The sequence below is a fragment of the Alteromonas sp. AWJ4_197 genome (assembly GCF_056160285.1).
Map to the genome: position 1 here is coordinate 76,298 of NZ_JBSWWW010000007.1, position 15,412 is coordinate 91,709.

Consider the following 15,412-nt stretch of genomic DNA (forward strand, 5'->3'; position numbering starts at 1 on the left):
TTTGTGTTTGATGACTTGAACCCGGAGGCAGACTTCGTCAAAGTAATTCATGAATATGACTCAAACGGATTTACCCATGCAGGCCAATGTACTGATAGCTGATGATCACCCGTTATTCCGCGCCGCTATGCGCCAGGCGCTGGCCGGTATTACCGGTGAATCAGTGATTGAAGCCTCAACATTCAGTGAAGCCAGGGAGGCCCTGATCCGGGATGACAGTATTGAACTGGTGTTCCTGGACATACACATGCCCGGTAACGACGGACTCACAGGGTTGAGTGAACTTCGCACCACATTCCCCGATGTGCTGGTGGTGATGGTGTCAGCGGAGGACAAACCGGATCTGATCCGCAAAGCCATTGACCTGGGTGCCAGCGGCTATATTCCCAAATCAACGCCACTGCCGTTAATTGCGGGTGCCGTCAGTCAGGTGCTGGACGGTGGTCAGTGGTTGCCGGACGGGCTGGAGGCTGAATTAGCCTCTCATGAAGACGCCGCTCAGGCAGAATTTGCAGAGCGGCTGGCTCAACTCACACCGCATCAGTTTACAGTTCTGAAAATGATGGCAGATGGCTTGCTGAATAAACAGATTGCCTGGGAATTGTCTATTTCCGAATCCACGGTGAAGCAACATGCTTCGGCGGTGTTACGTAAACTCAATGTGATAAACCGTACCCGTGCCGGCGTGCTTTTCCGTCAACTCACCGGCGCGGAGTAGTGTCGGTACATCAGGTAATTGTGACTATAAAGCGCGCAGTCAGGCTGACTATGGTTTACCCGTCTGTGATGATAAGCTTTTTCAGCATGCGCTTTAAGGCAGCGGGTTTTACCGGCTTAGGTAAATAGCGCAAACCCGCTGCAGCCGCTTCGTCTCTCACACCGTCTTCCCGGTTTGCTGTATTGAGAATACCGGGTACATTTTTTTGCCAGAAGTCTTTTAACGCAACGGCCGATGTTGTGCCTTTTTCGCCGTAATCCAGGTGAAAATCAACCAGCATCACATCAGGCGCCTGAGGGCATAAGGCTCTGGCTTGTTGCAATGACTGACTGCCGGTGACCGTCGCGCCCCAGCCGGTGAGCAGGGTTTTCATCGCAGTCATGATCTGATCATCGTTTTCCAGCACTAAAATGTGTTTTTCAGCCAGCCAGTTTGCCGTATTTGCCATGTTTGGATTGATATCTGCTGCAAGCATATTACTACTTTTCTGCAGTGCCCTTACGCCACGGGGCAATGTCACTGTAAATACCGTTCCTTTACCCATTTCCGATTCCAGCGCAACAGGATGACCGAGAAGCTGGCTGATCCTTTCAACGATGGTCAGCCCCAGGCCCAGTCCCTGGTTTCCGGGTAAATGTTCCAGTTGATGAAATTCATTAAAAATCGCTTTTTGCTGACCCGCAGGGATCCCGGTTCCGGTGTCGTACACCCTGATTTGAATCTGATTGTCTGACCGTCGCCGGACGCCAATCAGCACTTTGCCTTCCGGGGTGTAACGGATCGCGTTTGAAATCAGATTCTGGATAATACGCCGGAGCAGTTTTTTGTCTGAACGCACAACCAGTGCAGAGGGAATATAACGGAGTGACAGCGCTTTTTGTTCTGCAATAACCTTAAACTCATCCACCAACGGTGACAGCATGTCGTCGAGGGCAAATTCGGTGACTTGCGGGACTAGTACTCCGGACTCAAGTTTGGTCATATCCAGCAAAGTAGAGAGTAATGATTCGGCACTGTTCAGTGATGTCACCAGTCCCTGTGACAGACTTGCCAGTCCGGTGCCTTCGGTTTTCTGCGACAACATGCCGGCAAACAGAGTGGCAGCATTGAAAGGTTGCATCAGATCGTGACCTGCAGCAGCCAGAAAGCGGGTTTTACTCTCGCTCGCCCGGTCGGCTTCCTGCTTCGCCTGCTCAAGCTGAGCCGTACGTTGTGCTACGCGAACCTCAAGATCTTCTTTTGCTGCCCGCAGTTCATCCTGAATGCGTATATAGGCCGTAATGTCGCTGTAGGTAGTCACGTAACCACCGTGGGGCAACGGGCTGCCGTTAAGCTCAATAACCCGCCCGTCGGGTTGCTTGCGGATATACTGGTAACTGCTGCCGTTTTCCATGTAAGTAACACGTTTGCTTATTTCCGTTTCGACATCCGGAAGATTGCCCAGCAGGCCGCGCTCAGCGTTGTACTGCAATAAGGACTGGATCGGCATACCGGCCTTCAGGAATCCCGGTGGATAGCCAAACAACTCTGTATAGCGGTCGTTCCAGGCCAGCAGGGAAAGATCCTGATCCAGTACGCTTATCCCTTGCTGTATATTTTGTACCGAAGACTGCAATATGTCGTGATTAAACTGGAATGACTGGGAAGCTTCTTCTACCCATTCTACGATGTCACTGAGTTCGCCGTCGCGCTTTTGCGCAATGGCTGAAAGCAGAATACGGGCACCCGGTGTGCCCATCTGAGCAGCCAGTAATTTTTCTACCCGTGACAACAGACCAGCACTGGCAAACCCTTCTGCATATGCAGAAGAATGGGACAACTGACTTTTAAGCGTGCGGTGCACCGATGGCTCCAGTACCCGGCCGGTGAGCAGGAACAGATCTCTTAATCTGATTGCGAGATCAGGGTGACTGTCGCTGACGATATCGCCTGTATCCGGTGCCTGAACAGACCTGGCGCTGCCCTGATTAAAAAGCAGAGACAATCCGGCCAGGGTGACCAGGTTAATAAACAGGCTAATGATAAAACTCCGGCCCAGCTCCAGTTCAGTCGGCGGACTTTCAAAGTAATAGCTCGACAGAATAGAAGGGTGGAGCAGCCAGGCGCACCAGCAACAAAAACCGGTGAAAATGGCAATAATGACGGCTGTCTTTGATGTCTTTTTCCAGTACAGGCTTAACAACATTGCCGGCAGCAGTTGTCCGAGTAACGCGATAGCAATTACACCACTTTTCACCAGTGGCGCCGACTGGCTGACGTTCACGTGATACCAGTACGCCACTGACAGCACAACCAGCACGGTTAAACGTCGTACTGTCAGCAGGGTCGACGGCGTCATGGTGTTATGTGGATCATCTTTAAGGCGGATTTTCAGCCATAAAGGCGTGATAAGGTTGTTGGATATCATGATGCCAAGGGCAAGGGTTGCCACGATAATCATACTGGTGGTGGCTGACAGACCACCTATCAGCGCGGCCAGCGCCACACCGGCATTGCCGGCCTGTAATGGCAATGCCAGTACAAAGGCATCCGTTTTTACCACTGAGGTATCCAGTAACACGTGCCCGGCCAGTGCAACCGGCAGAATAAACGTCGTCATGCCAAGCAGGTAGAGAGGAAACAGCCAGCGTGCGGTGCGCATTTCTCCTTCACCGTTACACTCAACAAAATTCATATGAAATTGTCTGGGTAAGACAAAGAGTGAGCAAACTCCCAGCAGGACGTGACTGGCATACACAAGCGGTGCGCTGTCTGCGTACAGCACTTCTCTGGCAACGGGGTGACTGGCAGCCTGAGCGATTAAGTCAAAAGGCCCGCTGAACAGGCCATAGCAGACAAAAATACCGACGATGGAAAGCCCCACCAGTTTCACCACCGATTCTACGGCAATGGTCAGCACCAGCCCGGGATGTTTATCGGTAAGGTTTAATGTGCGTGTACCGAACAAAATGGCAAACAGAGCCATGAGTCCGGCGACATACAAGCCAACCGTGTTGGTTCCCTGTTCCGCATCATAAGCAATCAGGCGGATGCTGGCCGAAATGGCATCAAGTTGAAGTGCAATGTACGGGATAACGCCGGTAAAACACAATACGGTGACTGAGGCAGCCAGAAAATGTGAATGCCTGAAGCGCAGGGCGAAGAAGTCTGCCAGTGAGGTCACATTATTTTTCTGGCAATAACGGGAAATTTTTATCAGCACCGGAAAAAGAAAAGCCATACCGGCAATGATCCCGGCATACGTCGGTACCAGTGCCCAGCCAAATTGTGACGCCTGAGTGGTTGTGCCGAAAAATGCCCAGGAAGTGCAGTGAATGCCTAACCCTAAACTGTACAGCACCGGATGCTGCTGATTGTCGCGCAAGCGCTTGTCTCCCCAGAAGGCAACAAGAAACAAAAACGTGAGATAAATCACGGTAATAACGCCGACAGTCCAGATACTAAACATGACCAGAAAGAGATGAAAACAATTCGTTAACAAACTCTACAGCAAACCCGTTGGCAAGCAAATCACAAAAAAATTGCGGTTTAGCCACAAATTTTTCATGGATACCCTTGAAGGGTGGGTAAGTAACCCCATTAATAGCCCCACTGAACGCATTCACGCAGCCTGTGGCACGGACTTTCCTGTGCAGGCCGCTAAGCAAAAATTCACCGCAGATGAGTATTGTTGGGAGGATAGCATGAGCGAAGATCGCGACGTGCAGGATCAAAAACAGCCTGAAGACGCAGAAGTGATTCAGGGTGAAGTAGTTAACGAAGACGCTGCAGAGGCGCAACCGGTTTCTGAGCACGAGCAAAAAGTTTACGAACTGGAAACGGCTTTATCTGACGCTCAGGCGCAGATTAAAGAACAACAGGACAGCGTATTACGTGCCCGTGCTGATATGGAAAATGCCCGCCGTCGTGCTGAAGCTGAAGTGGAAAAAGCCCGTAAATTCGCGTTAGAGCGTTTTGCCGGTGAACTGCTTCCGGTTATCGATAATCTGGAACGTGCTATCCAGGCCGGTGACGGCGAAAATGATGCGGTTAAGCCATTGCTTGAAGGCGTGGATATGACGCTGAAATCTTTCGTCAGCACAATTGAAAAATTCGGTTTAACACCTATTGATCCACAGGGCGAAGGTTTTAACCCGGAACTGCATCAGGCGATGTCTATGCAGGAAAGTGCAGATCATGCGCCGAACACCGTTATGGCCGTGATGCAGAAAGGGTATCAAATTAACGGTCGCCTGCTTCGTCCGGCCATGGTGATGGTGTCCCGTGCACCTGAAGGTGGCGTTGATACGCAGGCTTAACCGGGGCGGAAGCCAAAAACGACAGATTTTTTCTGGCGACTATTGAAATGGTGCGGGAATAACCCCACTAATAATGCAGAAATTAAAGATTCTTATTTTGGAGACACGTAATGGGTAAAATCATTGGTATCGACTTAGGTACAACGAATTCATGTGTCGCAGTTCTAGACGGCGACAAACCTCGCGTAATTGAAAACGCCGAAGGCGATCGCACAACCCCCTCAATCATCGCTTACACAAACGATGGTGAGACTCTGGTAGGTCAGTCTGCGAAGCGTCAGGCAGTAACCAACCCGACAAATACTTTATTCGCTATCAAGCGTCTGATCGGTCGCCGCTTCGAAGATAAAGAAGTACAGCGCGATATCGACATCATGCCTTACAAAATTGTTAAAGCTGACAATGGTGATGCATGGGTTGAGACCAAAGGCGAAAAAATGGCGCCTCCTCAGATTTCAGCTGAAGTGCTGAAGAAAATGAAGAAGACTGCTGAAGACTTCCTGGGCGAAGAAGTAACCGGTGCTGTTATCACAGTACCTGCATACTTCAACGACTCTCAGCGTCAGGCGACTAAAGACGCCGGCCGTATCGCTGGTCTGGAAGTAAAACGTATTATCAACGAGCCGACTGCTGCTGCCCTTGCTTACGGCATGGACAAGAAGAAAGGCGATAACGTTGTTGCGGTTTACGACTTAGGTGGTGGTACGTTCGATATCTCTATCATCGAAATCGATGAAGTTGACGGCGAGCACACCTTCGAAGTTCTGGCAACCAACGGTGATACTCACCTAGGTGGTGAAGACTTCGATAACCGTGTAATTACTTACCTGGTAGACGAATTCAAGAAAGATCAGGGTATTGACCTGCGTAAAGATCCGCTGGCCATGCAACGTCTGAAAGAAGCCGGTGAAAAAGCGAAAATTGAACTGTCTTCTTCACAGCAAACAGAAGTTAACCTGCCGTACATCACTGCTGATGCGACAGGTCCTAAGCACTTAGCCATTAAACTGACCCGTGCGAAACTGGAATCTCTGGTTGAAGACATGGTGAAAGACTCGCTGAATCCTGTTAAGCAGGCGCTGGCTGATGCTGACCTGTCAGTATCTGATATCCACGATATCATTCTGGTTGGTGGTCAGACGCGTATGCCTCTGGTTCAGAAGTACGTAACTGATTTCTTCGGTAAAGAGCCACGTAAAGACGTGAACCCTGACGAAGCAGTTGCTGTTGGTGCGGCAATCCAGGGCGGTGTATTGTCCGGTGACGTGAAAGACGTACTGCTGCTTGACGTAACGCCTTTGTCTCTGGGTATTGAAACTATGGGTGGCGTAATGACGTCACTGATTGAGAAGAACACTACGATTCCTACTAAGAAATCGCAAACCTTCTCAACGGCGGAAGATAACCAGTCTGCGGTAACAGTACACGTACTGCAAGGTGAGCGTAAGCAAGCTGCCGGTAACAAGTCGTTAGGTCAGTTCAACCTTGAAGGTATCCGTCCTGCGTCACGCGGAACACCGCAAATCGAAGTAACTTTCGACCTGGATGCTGACGGTATTCTGCATGTGTCTGCGAAAGACAAAGATACTGGTAAAGAGCAGAAGATCACCATCAAAGCATCTTCTGGTCTGAGCGATGATGAAATCGAAAAAATGGTTGCTGATGCAGAAGCAAACAAAGAGTCTGATGCGAAGTTTGAAGAACTGATCCAGGCCCGCAACCAGGCTGACGGTATGATTCACGCTACCCGTAAGCAGCTTGATGAAGTTGGCGATGCATTAAGTGCCGACGATAAAGCACCAATCGAAGCTGCTATTTCAGCGCTGGAAACCGCCTCGAAAGGCGAAGACAAAGCTGAAATCGAAGCGAAAACGCAGGAGCTTATTCAGGCGTCTTCTAAACTGATGGAAGCAGCTCAGGCGCAAGCCGGTGCAGCAGGCGGCGCAGATGCCGGTGCTGAACAGCAAGCTTCCGGTAAGAAAGCGGAAGATGACGTTGTTGACGCTGAATTTGAAGAAGTGAAAGACGACAAAAAATAAGCTGTAGTCAGTGTGTCTCCGGTACTTTGTGCCGGAGTGCTGTACAAGCCGGGCGCAGCAGGAAGTTCTTGTTGCGCCTTTGTCGTGTAAAGACCGGCTCAGTGCCGGATGATTTAAAAGTGTGTGGTTTAAGACAACTTGAACCGGGTGCTTGATGTAACGAGTAGGAAAAGTAAGCGATATGTCGAAACGTGACTACTACGAAGTGCTGGGTGTAGATAAAGGTGCTGGCGAACGCGATATTAAGAAGGCGTATAAAAAGCTGGCTATGAAATATCACCCCGATCGCACACAGGGCGATAAAGCACTGGAAGAAAAATTTAAGGAAATCCAGGAAGCCTATGAGGTTCTGACCGATTCGCAGAAACGCGCTGCGTATGATCAGTACGGTCATGCCGGTGTGGATCCGAATCGTGGTGGTGCAGGCTTCGGCGGTGGCGCAGACTTTGGTGACATCTTCGGTGATGTATTCGGCGATATCTTTGGTGGTGGCCGCGGTGGACGTCAGTCCCGCGCACGTCAGGGAGCTGATTTACGTTACAATCTGGAGTTATCGCTTGAAGAAGCGGTGCGTGGTAAAGAAGTTGAAATCCGCGTACCTACGCTGGTGGAATGTGATTCGTGTCACGGCTCCGGTGCGAAAAAAGGCACTTCGCCAACTACCTGTCCAACCTGCCATGGTAACGGTCAGGTACAAATGCGTCAGGGGTTCTTTGCTGTCCAGCAAACCTGTCCGACGTGTTCCGGGCGGGGCAAAATTATTTCCGACCCTTGTAATGCTTGTCATGGTCATGGTCGCAAAGAAAAAACGAAAACCTTGTCGGTTAAAATTCCGGCAGGCGTTGATACCGGTGACCGCATCCGCTTAACCGGCGAAGGTGAAGCAGGGGAGAACGGCGCACCGGCAGGTGATTTGTATGTTCAGGTGCACGTACGCGAGCATGATATCTTCCAGCGTGACGGTAACAACCTGTACTGTGAAGTACCACTTAGCTTCACAACCGCTGCCCTGGGCGGCGAGCTGCAAGTACCTACACTTGACGGTAAAGTGAAGCTGAAAGTGAGTCCGGAAACCCAAACCGGCCGTATGTTCCGTCTGCGCGGAAAAGGCGTGAAGTCGGTAAGAAGCGGCGTGACCGGCGATCTGATGTGTAAGGTAGTGGTTGAGACCCCGGTTAACCTGTCTGCAAGACAAAAAGAATTGCTGCAGGAACTGGACGACTCTATGGGCGGTGATTCTGCGAAGCACCGACCGAAGGAAAAAGGTTTCTTTGACGGCGTGAAGAAATTCTTCGACGACCTGACTAACTAATCAAATCCAAAGCATTATAAAAGCCCTCGTATGAGGGCTTTTTTGTGCCTGATATTATTCCTCGTCCGGAGCTTGTGCGCGGATTTCCTGAATCTGCTCAAAATGCTCCAGCATGACATGTGTGATGATAGGGTCGAATTGCTTACCGGCATTTTCAGTCAGGTAAGCTTTGACATCTTCTGCGCTCCAGGGCGGCTTGTAGCAGCGTTTTGATAACAGTGCATCGACAACATCAACGATAGCCATGATACGGCCTTCAATAGGGATATCGTCACCGGCCAGTCCTTCCGGATAGCCTTCACCATCCCAACGTTCATGGTGAGTTTTGGCAATGATAGCGCCCATCTTCGCGACAATTTTGTCTGAGCCAGCCAGTAACTCGTAGCCTTTCTCAGCGTGGGTTTTCATGATTTCCCATTCATCCGGAGTCAGTTTACCGGGCTTGTGCAGAATGGTTTCCGGGATACTGATTTTACCCACATCATGCAGGGCAGAAGCATAGCGGATGGTTTCAATAAACTCGTCACTCATGAACAGTTTTTCAGCCAAAAACTCTGACATCAGCATGACACGCTTAACATGGCCGCCGGTTTCTTTACTGCGCATTTCTATGGCGTCACTGAGCACCATAATCAGCTCTTTCTGGGTATGCTGAATATCTTCTTTGTGCATCAGGTTCTGGAAAATGACGGACACATTTGAGGCAAACATTTCCAGCGTTTTCAACTGAAACTTATTCAGCGGCTCGCTTAGTTCCACATACAGAATATTATGGCTGTCTTTGCCCGTGGGGTAGTAGCCGATGAACAGCTCTTCAGATTGGAAATGAGATTTCTTCTCCAGTACTTCTTTCACTTTCTCCGCAATTTCATTCGGGATCTCTGCTGAAACGCCTTCTTTACTCAATCCCACCAGATCACCGCTGGCACCGAGCACGGTCATATTAGTGTGGCCGTACAAGTCTGTGTGCTGGGCAGATAAATACAGTACAGAGTTATTCAGATTAAGCAGAGTCAGGGTTTGTTTTAACACTGCGGTGCCGAATTGTCCCAGCGACTGGCTTTCCAGAATTGAAGATGAAGACTGTAACACGCCTTCGATGCCCCGTTTACCTTCCTCAATAGTCTGGATATCACGGTAGGAGCGGATAGCCGTGTACACACAGGATTTCAGTTTTGAAGAGGTCAGTTCGGTTTTCGACTTGTAATCGTTGATATCATAGCGGCTGATCACTTCTTCTTCCGGTGCCTGACCCGGCTGCCCGGTGCGTAAAACTAAACGTGTCGTACGGTTCTTAAGTGTATTGCGAATGGCGTCGATAAGGTTCAGACCAGCTTCATCTGTCTCCATGACCACGTCGACAAAAGCCAGCGCGATGTCTGGCGTATTTTTGAAGAGTTCAAGTCCTTCCTTAGCGCTGTATGCCGATAATAATTCGAGATTGCGGTTCTCAAAGGTAAATTTTTGCAGCGTGAGTTTCGTGACCTTATGCACATCACGTTCATCGTCAATAATGACTACTTTCCAGGGGGGGAGCTTCGATTTCTTGACTGCAATCTCTGACTTTTTAAATAACGGCATATACGACTAAAAAAGTTTGCGTTGCTTAAACTTAATTCACAATCTGCGATACCGCAAATGTGACAGGCAGATAATTTCAAATTATTAAAAAGCCAGCCTCAGCCTGAAGGTGGCTCATGGTGCCGGAGCGGTAATATTCATTCGAAATAGTCATCTATGACTCAAGTTCACCGGACACCTGGCGAATTTTCAGGCGGAATGTGGTGCCTTCGTCAGGTGCTGAGATGAGTTCAACTTCGCCCTGAAGTTTTTGGATAACAAGGTTGTTAAAATGTTCCGACCAAGACCAGTGCAACCCTGATCCCGCGCAGTGGTGTAGAAAGGCTCGAACACTTTTTTGTGCAGTGAGGCGGGAATGCCTTTGCCGTTGTCACTGACACTGATGATGACGCCGTCATCCACACCATAGCAGCCCACAGTGATGAGATTGCCCCCGTTATTTTTATAGCCGTGAAATCCGTGTCGTTGTGCGTTTGAAAGTAAGTTAGTAAGTAGCTGGGCAATAATACCCGGACTGGTAATGATGATAGTGTCAGGGTGAATATCCAGCTTAAGTTGGATGTTGTCTTTTTTAAGCATAGGCCGCAGGGGATTGCATACTCTGGGAATGTAATCATCGGGAGATAAACGTTCCACGTCCATGGATGTCTGGTCGGCAGAGGTACGTTTGAAGTCCTGTACGAGGTCGGCAGCCCGGAAGAGGCTGGATTCAGCCAGATTGAGTCCTTCGTTGCATATATCATTAAAATCTCTGAAGCCTTCTTCCGACAGTTCCCCGGATTCAAAATCCTTATAAATCCCGGCAAGTTCTTCCTTACAGTTACTGACAGAAGTAAGCGCAATGCCAAGTGGTGTATTAATTTCGTGCGCAATGCCGGCCACCAGATTCCCCCGTGCTGATTCCAGAGATCGCAGAGTATCTTCAAGCTCTGCGGTACGATCCTTAACTTTTTGTTCCAGCGTCTGATTAGCTTCAATGTGCTTATTCTCATAATCAGCCCGCTCCTTGGCACTCACTGCCCGGCCGTATAAGTCGGCCAACGCCGCAGCAAACACAATTTCATCGGGATCCCACTGTCTCGGGTTTCCGCGATGTTCGCAGCATATTATTCCAATCATATTACCACGGTGACGTATAGGTACATCGAGCATGGCGTTGATATTCAGGGGCGTCAGGTAGCATTCAGCAAACTGGGCATGTCGGTTCTAGCCTAAAGTTCAATCGAGGCATCACATCCGGTCTTCTATTCGAATGAATGTAAATAGCACTAATTGTTAGTCAATACGGCCACTTGAGCTGGCTAAAACAATCACTCATTTTGCTATCATCAGATCATTTAAAATTAAGTTATTGATTTTAAATAGATAAAAAAGTTGGCACTTCCATTGCGATAGTAAGAGCAAGCATAACGCTTAAATCTCTTAATAATTGAAAAGGAAATAATTATGAAAGCATTTACGAAAACTCTGGCTGTTGTTGGTTTGTCTTTTGGTGCAATGGGTATGGCAAACGCAAGTCCTGAATTGACGCCTGCAGATACAGCAGTGACGTCTAAAATTTGTGTCACCGCAGCAACCGGCAGCAAACTGAAGCTTCGAAATGCGCTGGAAGATGCTGGTCTGACTAAGCACTATGTTGAAAATAATGTTACCTGTAATGGCCTGCCTATTGTTGAATTTGTTGCACAATACAGCGACAACCCTGACAGCATTAATGCCTTTATCACCAGTGGTAAATATGTGGCTGACAACTACATCGCGAGTGTAAAATCCCGTCATTAATCCGGTTTTGCGTTATGTTTACTTACCCCGCTGGGATGTCGGCGTTGCCGGAGCGGGGTGAGGTAAACATCTGGACTTCCTTCCCTGTATTCTGTTTACTCTCCCTATCATTCGTTTTATTCCGTCACTTTTATGGAACCCCGTCAGACCGGTGAAAAGTACGATCGTATCGCTCGCTGGTGGCATGAACGTCACCAACATTCTCAATATGGTGTAGCTGCTGTAACCCGTGCACTGGATTACCTTGGTGAGGGAACCGTTGCACTGGATGCAGGTTGCGGTGCAGGCGGCAGAATGGTGAGGTTGATGGAGGAACGGGGGCTTGCTGTAACCGGTGTGGATGTATCTGCTGAAATGATAGCGCTGGCGAAATCGCAACACCCTGAGCACACATTTATTCATCAGGATATCTGCTCCTTTAAGCCTGAAGTGCAATATGATTTTATTCTTGCCTGGGACAGCCTTTTCCATCTTCCTTTTAGTGCCCAGGAGCAGGTCATTGCTAAGCTGAGCAAACATGTTGCTGAAGGCGGGATCTTGCTGCTGACTTGCGGCAACGATTGTGGTGAACATACTGACAGCTGGATGGATGATACATTCTATTACAGTTCAATTGGTATTAACCGGAATCTTCAACTGATGATGTCAGCCGGACTGACCATCGTGCATACTGAACTTGACCAGTATCCGCAAAAACATGTGCTGATTATCGCCAGAAGGTAAGATTAGAAACAGTTCAGATGACAGCAAATTTTCGCATTTGAACCAAACTGACAGAAGTTGACAGGTTTGGCTTGAGTCCTTGCGTGTAATTTTCTAGTTTACGAAAAATTAACATTTTTGTTGATATTTCGGACAAGGAAAATACATGATATTCCAGACTAAGCATCGCGCACTAAAATCCGGCCGCCTTATCACCGGCGCCTTAATCCCTCCCGTCCTTCTGCTCAGTGCCGCATGCGCTGATGCCAGCGACAGACACAGACAAAATCAAAGTGACCCCGCTACAGGTATCATCATGGAATCCCTCGACCGTGGACTGGTTGTTATTCCCGCTGAGCAGGGCAATGCGGTGAGCTGGCGCTTGCTGGGCACCGATCCTCTCGATATTTCCTTTGATATTTACAGGAACGGTCACAAGCTGAACGGTAAAAAGCTATCCGGTGCGACGTTCTTCACCGACCCGCAGGGAGACAAAGATGATGTGTATGAAATAAAAGCGACCGGCCTGAACAATAAATATAAACGCAAAAAAGATCACAGTGCTGCCATGGCCACAGCCTGGCAGGATGTGATGCTGCAGATCCCGCTGAACAAGCCTGCGGACGGCTGGGTAAACGGACTATCCTTCACGTATTCTGCAAATGACGGCTCGGTGGCGGATTTAACGGGAGATGGCCGTTACGAAGTCATTGTTAAATGGTATCCGTCAAATGCCAAAGACAATTCACAGGCCGGTCATACCGGAAACACGTATCTGGATGCTTACACACTGGAAGGGCTGCAACTCTGGCGTATCGACCTTGGCAGAAATATTCGCTCCGGTGCCCATTATACTCAGTTTGTTGCCTACGATTTCGACCAGGATGGCCGGGCTGAAGTCGCCGTGAAAACGGCGGATGGCACTGTGGACGGAGAGGGGACGGTAATGGGTGATGCCAATGCTGACTACCGTAACAGTCAGGGGTACGTGCTGGATGGGCCTGAATTTCTAACCATGTTCGATGGTTTGTCAGGCAAAGCACTGGATACCATTGACTATGTCCCTGAGCGGGGCAGTGTAAGCAGTTGGGGGGATGGTTACGGAAACCGGGTGGATCGCTTTCTTGCCGGCGTGGGCTATTTTGACGGCTCCACACCCACCGCTTTTTTCGCCAGAGGGTATTACACCAGAGCAGTGGTCAGTGCCTTCGACTGGGTTGACGGTCAGTTTGTCAGCCGCTGGGTTTATGACAGTAATAACGGCGGTGCAGATGCCGGTGGATATGGTCAGGGAGCCCACAGCATTTCTGTGGGAGATGTTGACGGCGACGGAAAAGATGAGATCGTGTACGGCGCCGCTACTATTGACGATGACGGCCATTTGCTGTACAGCACGGATTTAGGTCACGGTGATGCTTTGCATATGTCGGATATCGATCCTGAACGTCCCGGTCTTGAAATTCATATGGTGCATGAATCACCGTCTGCTTATACCAAAGACGGCACAGAGTATGGCGTTGAATTACATGATGCCGCCACCGGTGAAATCTTATGGCATCGTTCAGGCAACGGTACCGATGTGGGGCGGGGCGTAAGTGCTGATATTGACCCCGCATATACAGGTAACGAGAACTGGGCAACCCGGGGCGGACTGGTCGCTGCCAACGGAACAGTTATTTCGGATACCCGGCCGTCTCAGGTAAATTTTTTATCATGGTGGGATGGTGATTTGAATCGCGAGTTACTGGACGGAAACCGGATCTATAAGTGGCAGCCGGCTACGGAAACCTCTGAAGTCGTACTCGATGGAAGCGAATGGGGAGCCGTGTCGAATAACGGCACGAAAGCAACGCCGGTTCTGTCGGCAGATATATTGGGTGACTGGCGGGAAGAAGTCATTTGGGCCAACAGTGACAGCAGTGCTTTACTTCTCTTTTCTACCACTGAAGACACGGAATACCGTATTCCGGCATTGATGCACAACCCGCAATACCGGACAGCTATTGCGTGGCAAAACGTGGGTTATAACCAGCCGCCTCATCCTTCGTTTTACCTGGGAAGTGATATGAAAGCTATGCCGGTATATGACATTCAGACACAAAAAAGTCAGTTGTGGCTGCAGCCTGTTGCCCGCGGAAATGCAGACTCGGTTGAAATCAGCATTCATTCAAACGGCTATCCTTACAAAGGAATGACACTGTATAAGAGTTTATCTGATGATCCGGAAACCCGGGAATTGCTCACTACTCTGGGCAGCGGTGAAAGCCGTTTTGTGGACACTGATGTCGAACCGGACATCCGGTATTACTACTGGGGCAGTGTGAAAAGTAAGCATAATGAGCCTGAGTTATTGCCTGTGACAACTGCAACATTAACTTCAAGCGACATACCGGATATCCGCACTTTTCATCAAAGTTCTGCCAGTCCGGTAACCCTGAGCTGGTTCACTGCGAATATTGAAGTGAGTAGTGTATTTGTGTTCCGCGCAGAGCGTGTAGAAGGTGAAGCCGATCCCGTTTTTGAACAGGCATCAGGAGTCGCTTCACTTGCTGCGGATTCAACAGAGTGGACAGACGAATCATCAGTGCCCGGTACGCCGTACATTTACTGGCTCGTGTTTGATACTGCGTCAAAAGGCCGGATAACCAGTGATCCGGTGAATGCAGAACGTCTGCTGGAGCCCAAAACACATTTGTCTGCAGTGCAAAATGGTGACGGTATTGTGGTCAGCTGGCAACTGGAAGATTTCCCGCAAGCTATTCGTGGTGTACAACTTTACCGGAACACCAAAGCAGAGCTGAGCGGGCGCACGCGTATCAGCCCGTCAGCGCCGGTCAGCGGCAGCCTGACCGACAACCTGTCACTGGAAAATGGTACAACCTACTGGTACATGTTTAAACTGACCATGGAAGACGGTACAACTTACAACACCGAACCGGAAGCTGCGGTTACTTTTGTGCAGTAGGTGTGAAGCCGGTTT

Annotated in this window: 10 protein-coding genes; 7 read left to right on the forward strand and 3 right to left on the reverse strand. The window is 49.4% G+C overall.

The window, feature by feature from the left end; translation table 11 throughout:
• Positions 1-76: 76 nt before the first annotated feature.
• Positions 77-718 carry a response regulator gene (locus ACXAGC_RS16300; protein ID WP_474845959.1) on the forward strand — a complete coding sequence of 214 codons (642 nt, stop codon included), beginning with the start codon at positions 77-79 and terminating at the stop codon, positions 716-718.
• A 55-nt stretch (positions 719-773) separates the two neighbouring features.
• Here ACXAGC_RS16300 and ACXAGC_RS16305 read toward each other — a convergent pair whose 3' ends face one another.
• Positions 774-4,166 (reverse strand): PAS domain-containing hybrid sensor histidine kinase/response regulator, encoded by a 3,393-nt coding sequence (locus ACXAGC_RS16305; RefSeq protein ID WP_474845486.1) that lies wholly within the window; start codon positions 4,164-4,166, stop codon positions 774-776.
• Between the two features lie 235 nt (positions 4,167-4,401).
• On the opposite strand from ACXAGC_RS16305, the gene grpE reads away from it, so the two are divergent.
• From grpE to dnaJ, 3 genes are all read left to right on the forward strand, one after another.
• On the forward strand, positions 4,402-5,016 hold the full coding sequence (gene grpE, locus ACXAGC_RS16310; protein ID WP_119503362.1) for a nucleotide exchange factor GrpE: 615 nt from the start codon (positions 4,402-4,404) through the stop codon (positions 5,014-5,016).
• 110 nt (positions 5,017-5,126) lie between these two features.
• Complete coding sequence (dnaK, locus tag ACXAGC_RS16315; protein WP_474845488.1) at positions 5,127-7,055, forward strand: molecular chaperone DnaK; 1,929 nt, start codon at positions 5,127-5,129, stop codon at positions 7,053-7,055.
• Positions 7,056-7,236: 181 nt separating this feature from the next.
• The gene (dnaJ, locus tag ACXAGC_RS16320) at positions 7,237-8,367 is read left to right on the forward strand and encodes a molecular chaperone DnaJ (RefSeq protein WP_119500929.1); all 1,131 of its coding nucleotides are present in this window, start codon (positions 7,237-7,239) and stop codon (positions 8,365-8,367) included.
• Positions 8,368-8,421: 54 nt separating this feature from the next.
• Here the strand turns inward: dnaJ and ACXAGC_RS16325 are convergent, their stop codons facing one another.
• Together ACXAGC_RS16325 and ACXAGC_RS16330 are read right to left on the reverse strand one after the other, a co-directional pair.
• On the reverse strand, positions 8,422-9,948 hold the full coding sequence (locus ACXAGC_RS16325) for a DUF3369 domain-containing protein (protein WP_474845490.1): 1,527 nt from the start codon (positions 9,946-9,948) through the stop codon (positions 8,422-8,424).
• Between the two features lie 189 nt (positions 9,949-10,137).
• Positions 10,138-11,100, reverse strand: coding sequence for a sensor histidine kinase (locus tag ACXAGC_RS16330; RefSeq protein ID WP_474845492.1), 963 nt, complete (start codon positions 11,098-11,100; stop codon positions 10,138-10,140).
• Positions 11,101-11,394: 294 nt separating this feature from the next.
• On the opposite strand from ACXAGC_RS16330, the gene ACXAGC_RS16335 reads away from it, so the two are divergent.
• The 3 genes from ACXAGC_RS16335 to ACXAGC_RS16345 all read left to right on the forward strand — a co-directional run bounded on the left by ACXAGC_RS16335 (position 11,395) and on the right by ACXAGC_RS16345 (position 15,397).
• Positions 11,395-11,730 (forward strand): DUF3718 domain-containing protein, encoded by a 336-nt coding sequence (locus ACXAGC_RS16335; RefSeq protein WP_474845494.1) that lies wholly within the window; start codon positions 11,395-11,397, stop codon positions 11,728-11,730.
• A 132-nt stretch (positions 11,731-11,862) separates the two neighbouring features.
• Positions 11,863-12,453, forward strand: a complete 591-nt coding sequence (locus tag ACXAGC_RS16340) for a class I SAM-dependent methyltransferase (protein WP_474845496.1) — start codon at positions 11,863-11,865, stop codon at positions 12,451-12,453.
• A 145-nt stretch (positions 12,454-12,598) separates the two neighbouring features.
• Positions 12,599-15,397 (forward strand): rhamnogalacturonan lyase family protein, encoded by a 2,799-nt coding sequence (locus tag ACXAGC_RS16345; protein WP_474845498.1) that lies wholly within the window; start codon positions 12,599-12,601, stop codon positions 15,395-15,397.
• Positions 15,398-15,412 lie beyond the last annotated feature (15 nt).

Coding starts and splice junctions, on each gene's coding strand:
- ACXAGC_RS16300 (WP_474845959.1), top strand. CDS start 77: ATGCAGGCCAATGTACTGATAGCTGATGATCACCCGTTATTCCGCGCC.
- ACXAGC_RS16305 (WP_474845486.1), bottom strand. CDS start 4,166: ATGTTTAGTATCTGGACTGTCGGCGTTATTACCGTGATTTATCTCACG.
- grpE (WP_119503362.1), top strand. CDS start 4,402: ATGAGCGAAGATCGCGACGTGCAGGATCAAAAACAGCCTGAAGACGCA.
- dnaK (WP_474845488.1), top strand. CDS start 5,127: ATGGGTAAAATCATTGGTATCGACTTAGGTACAACGAATTCATGTGTC.
- dnaJ (WP_119500929.1), top strand. CDS start 7,237: ATGTCGAAACGTGACTACTACGAAGTGCTGGGTGTAGATAAAGGTGCT.
- ACXAGC_RS16325 (WP_474845490.1), bottom strand. CDS start 9,948: ATGCCGTTATTTAAAAAGTCAGAGATTGCAGTCAAGAAATCGAAGCTC.
- ACXAGC_RS16330 (WP_474845492.1), bottom strand. CDS start 11,100: ATGCTCGATGTACCTATACGTCACCGTGGTAATATGATTGGAATAATA.
- ACXAGC_RS16335 (WP_474845494.1), top strand. CDS start 11,395: ATGAAAGCATTTACGAAAACTCTGGCTGTTGTTGGTTTGTCTTTTGGT.
- ACXAGC_RS16340 (WP_474845496.1), top strand. CDS start 11,863: ATGGAACCCCGTCAGACCGGTGAAAAGTACGATCGTATCGCTCGCTGG.
- ACXAGC_RS16345 (WP_474845498.1), top strand. CDS start 12,599: ATGATATTCCAGACTAAGCATCGCGCACTAAAATCCGGCCGCCTTATC.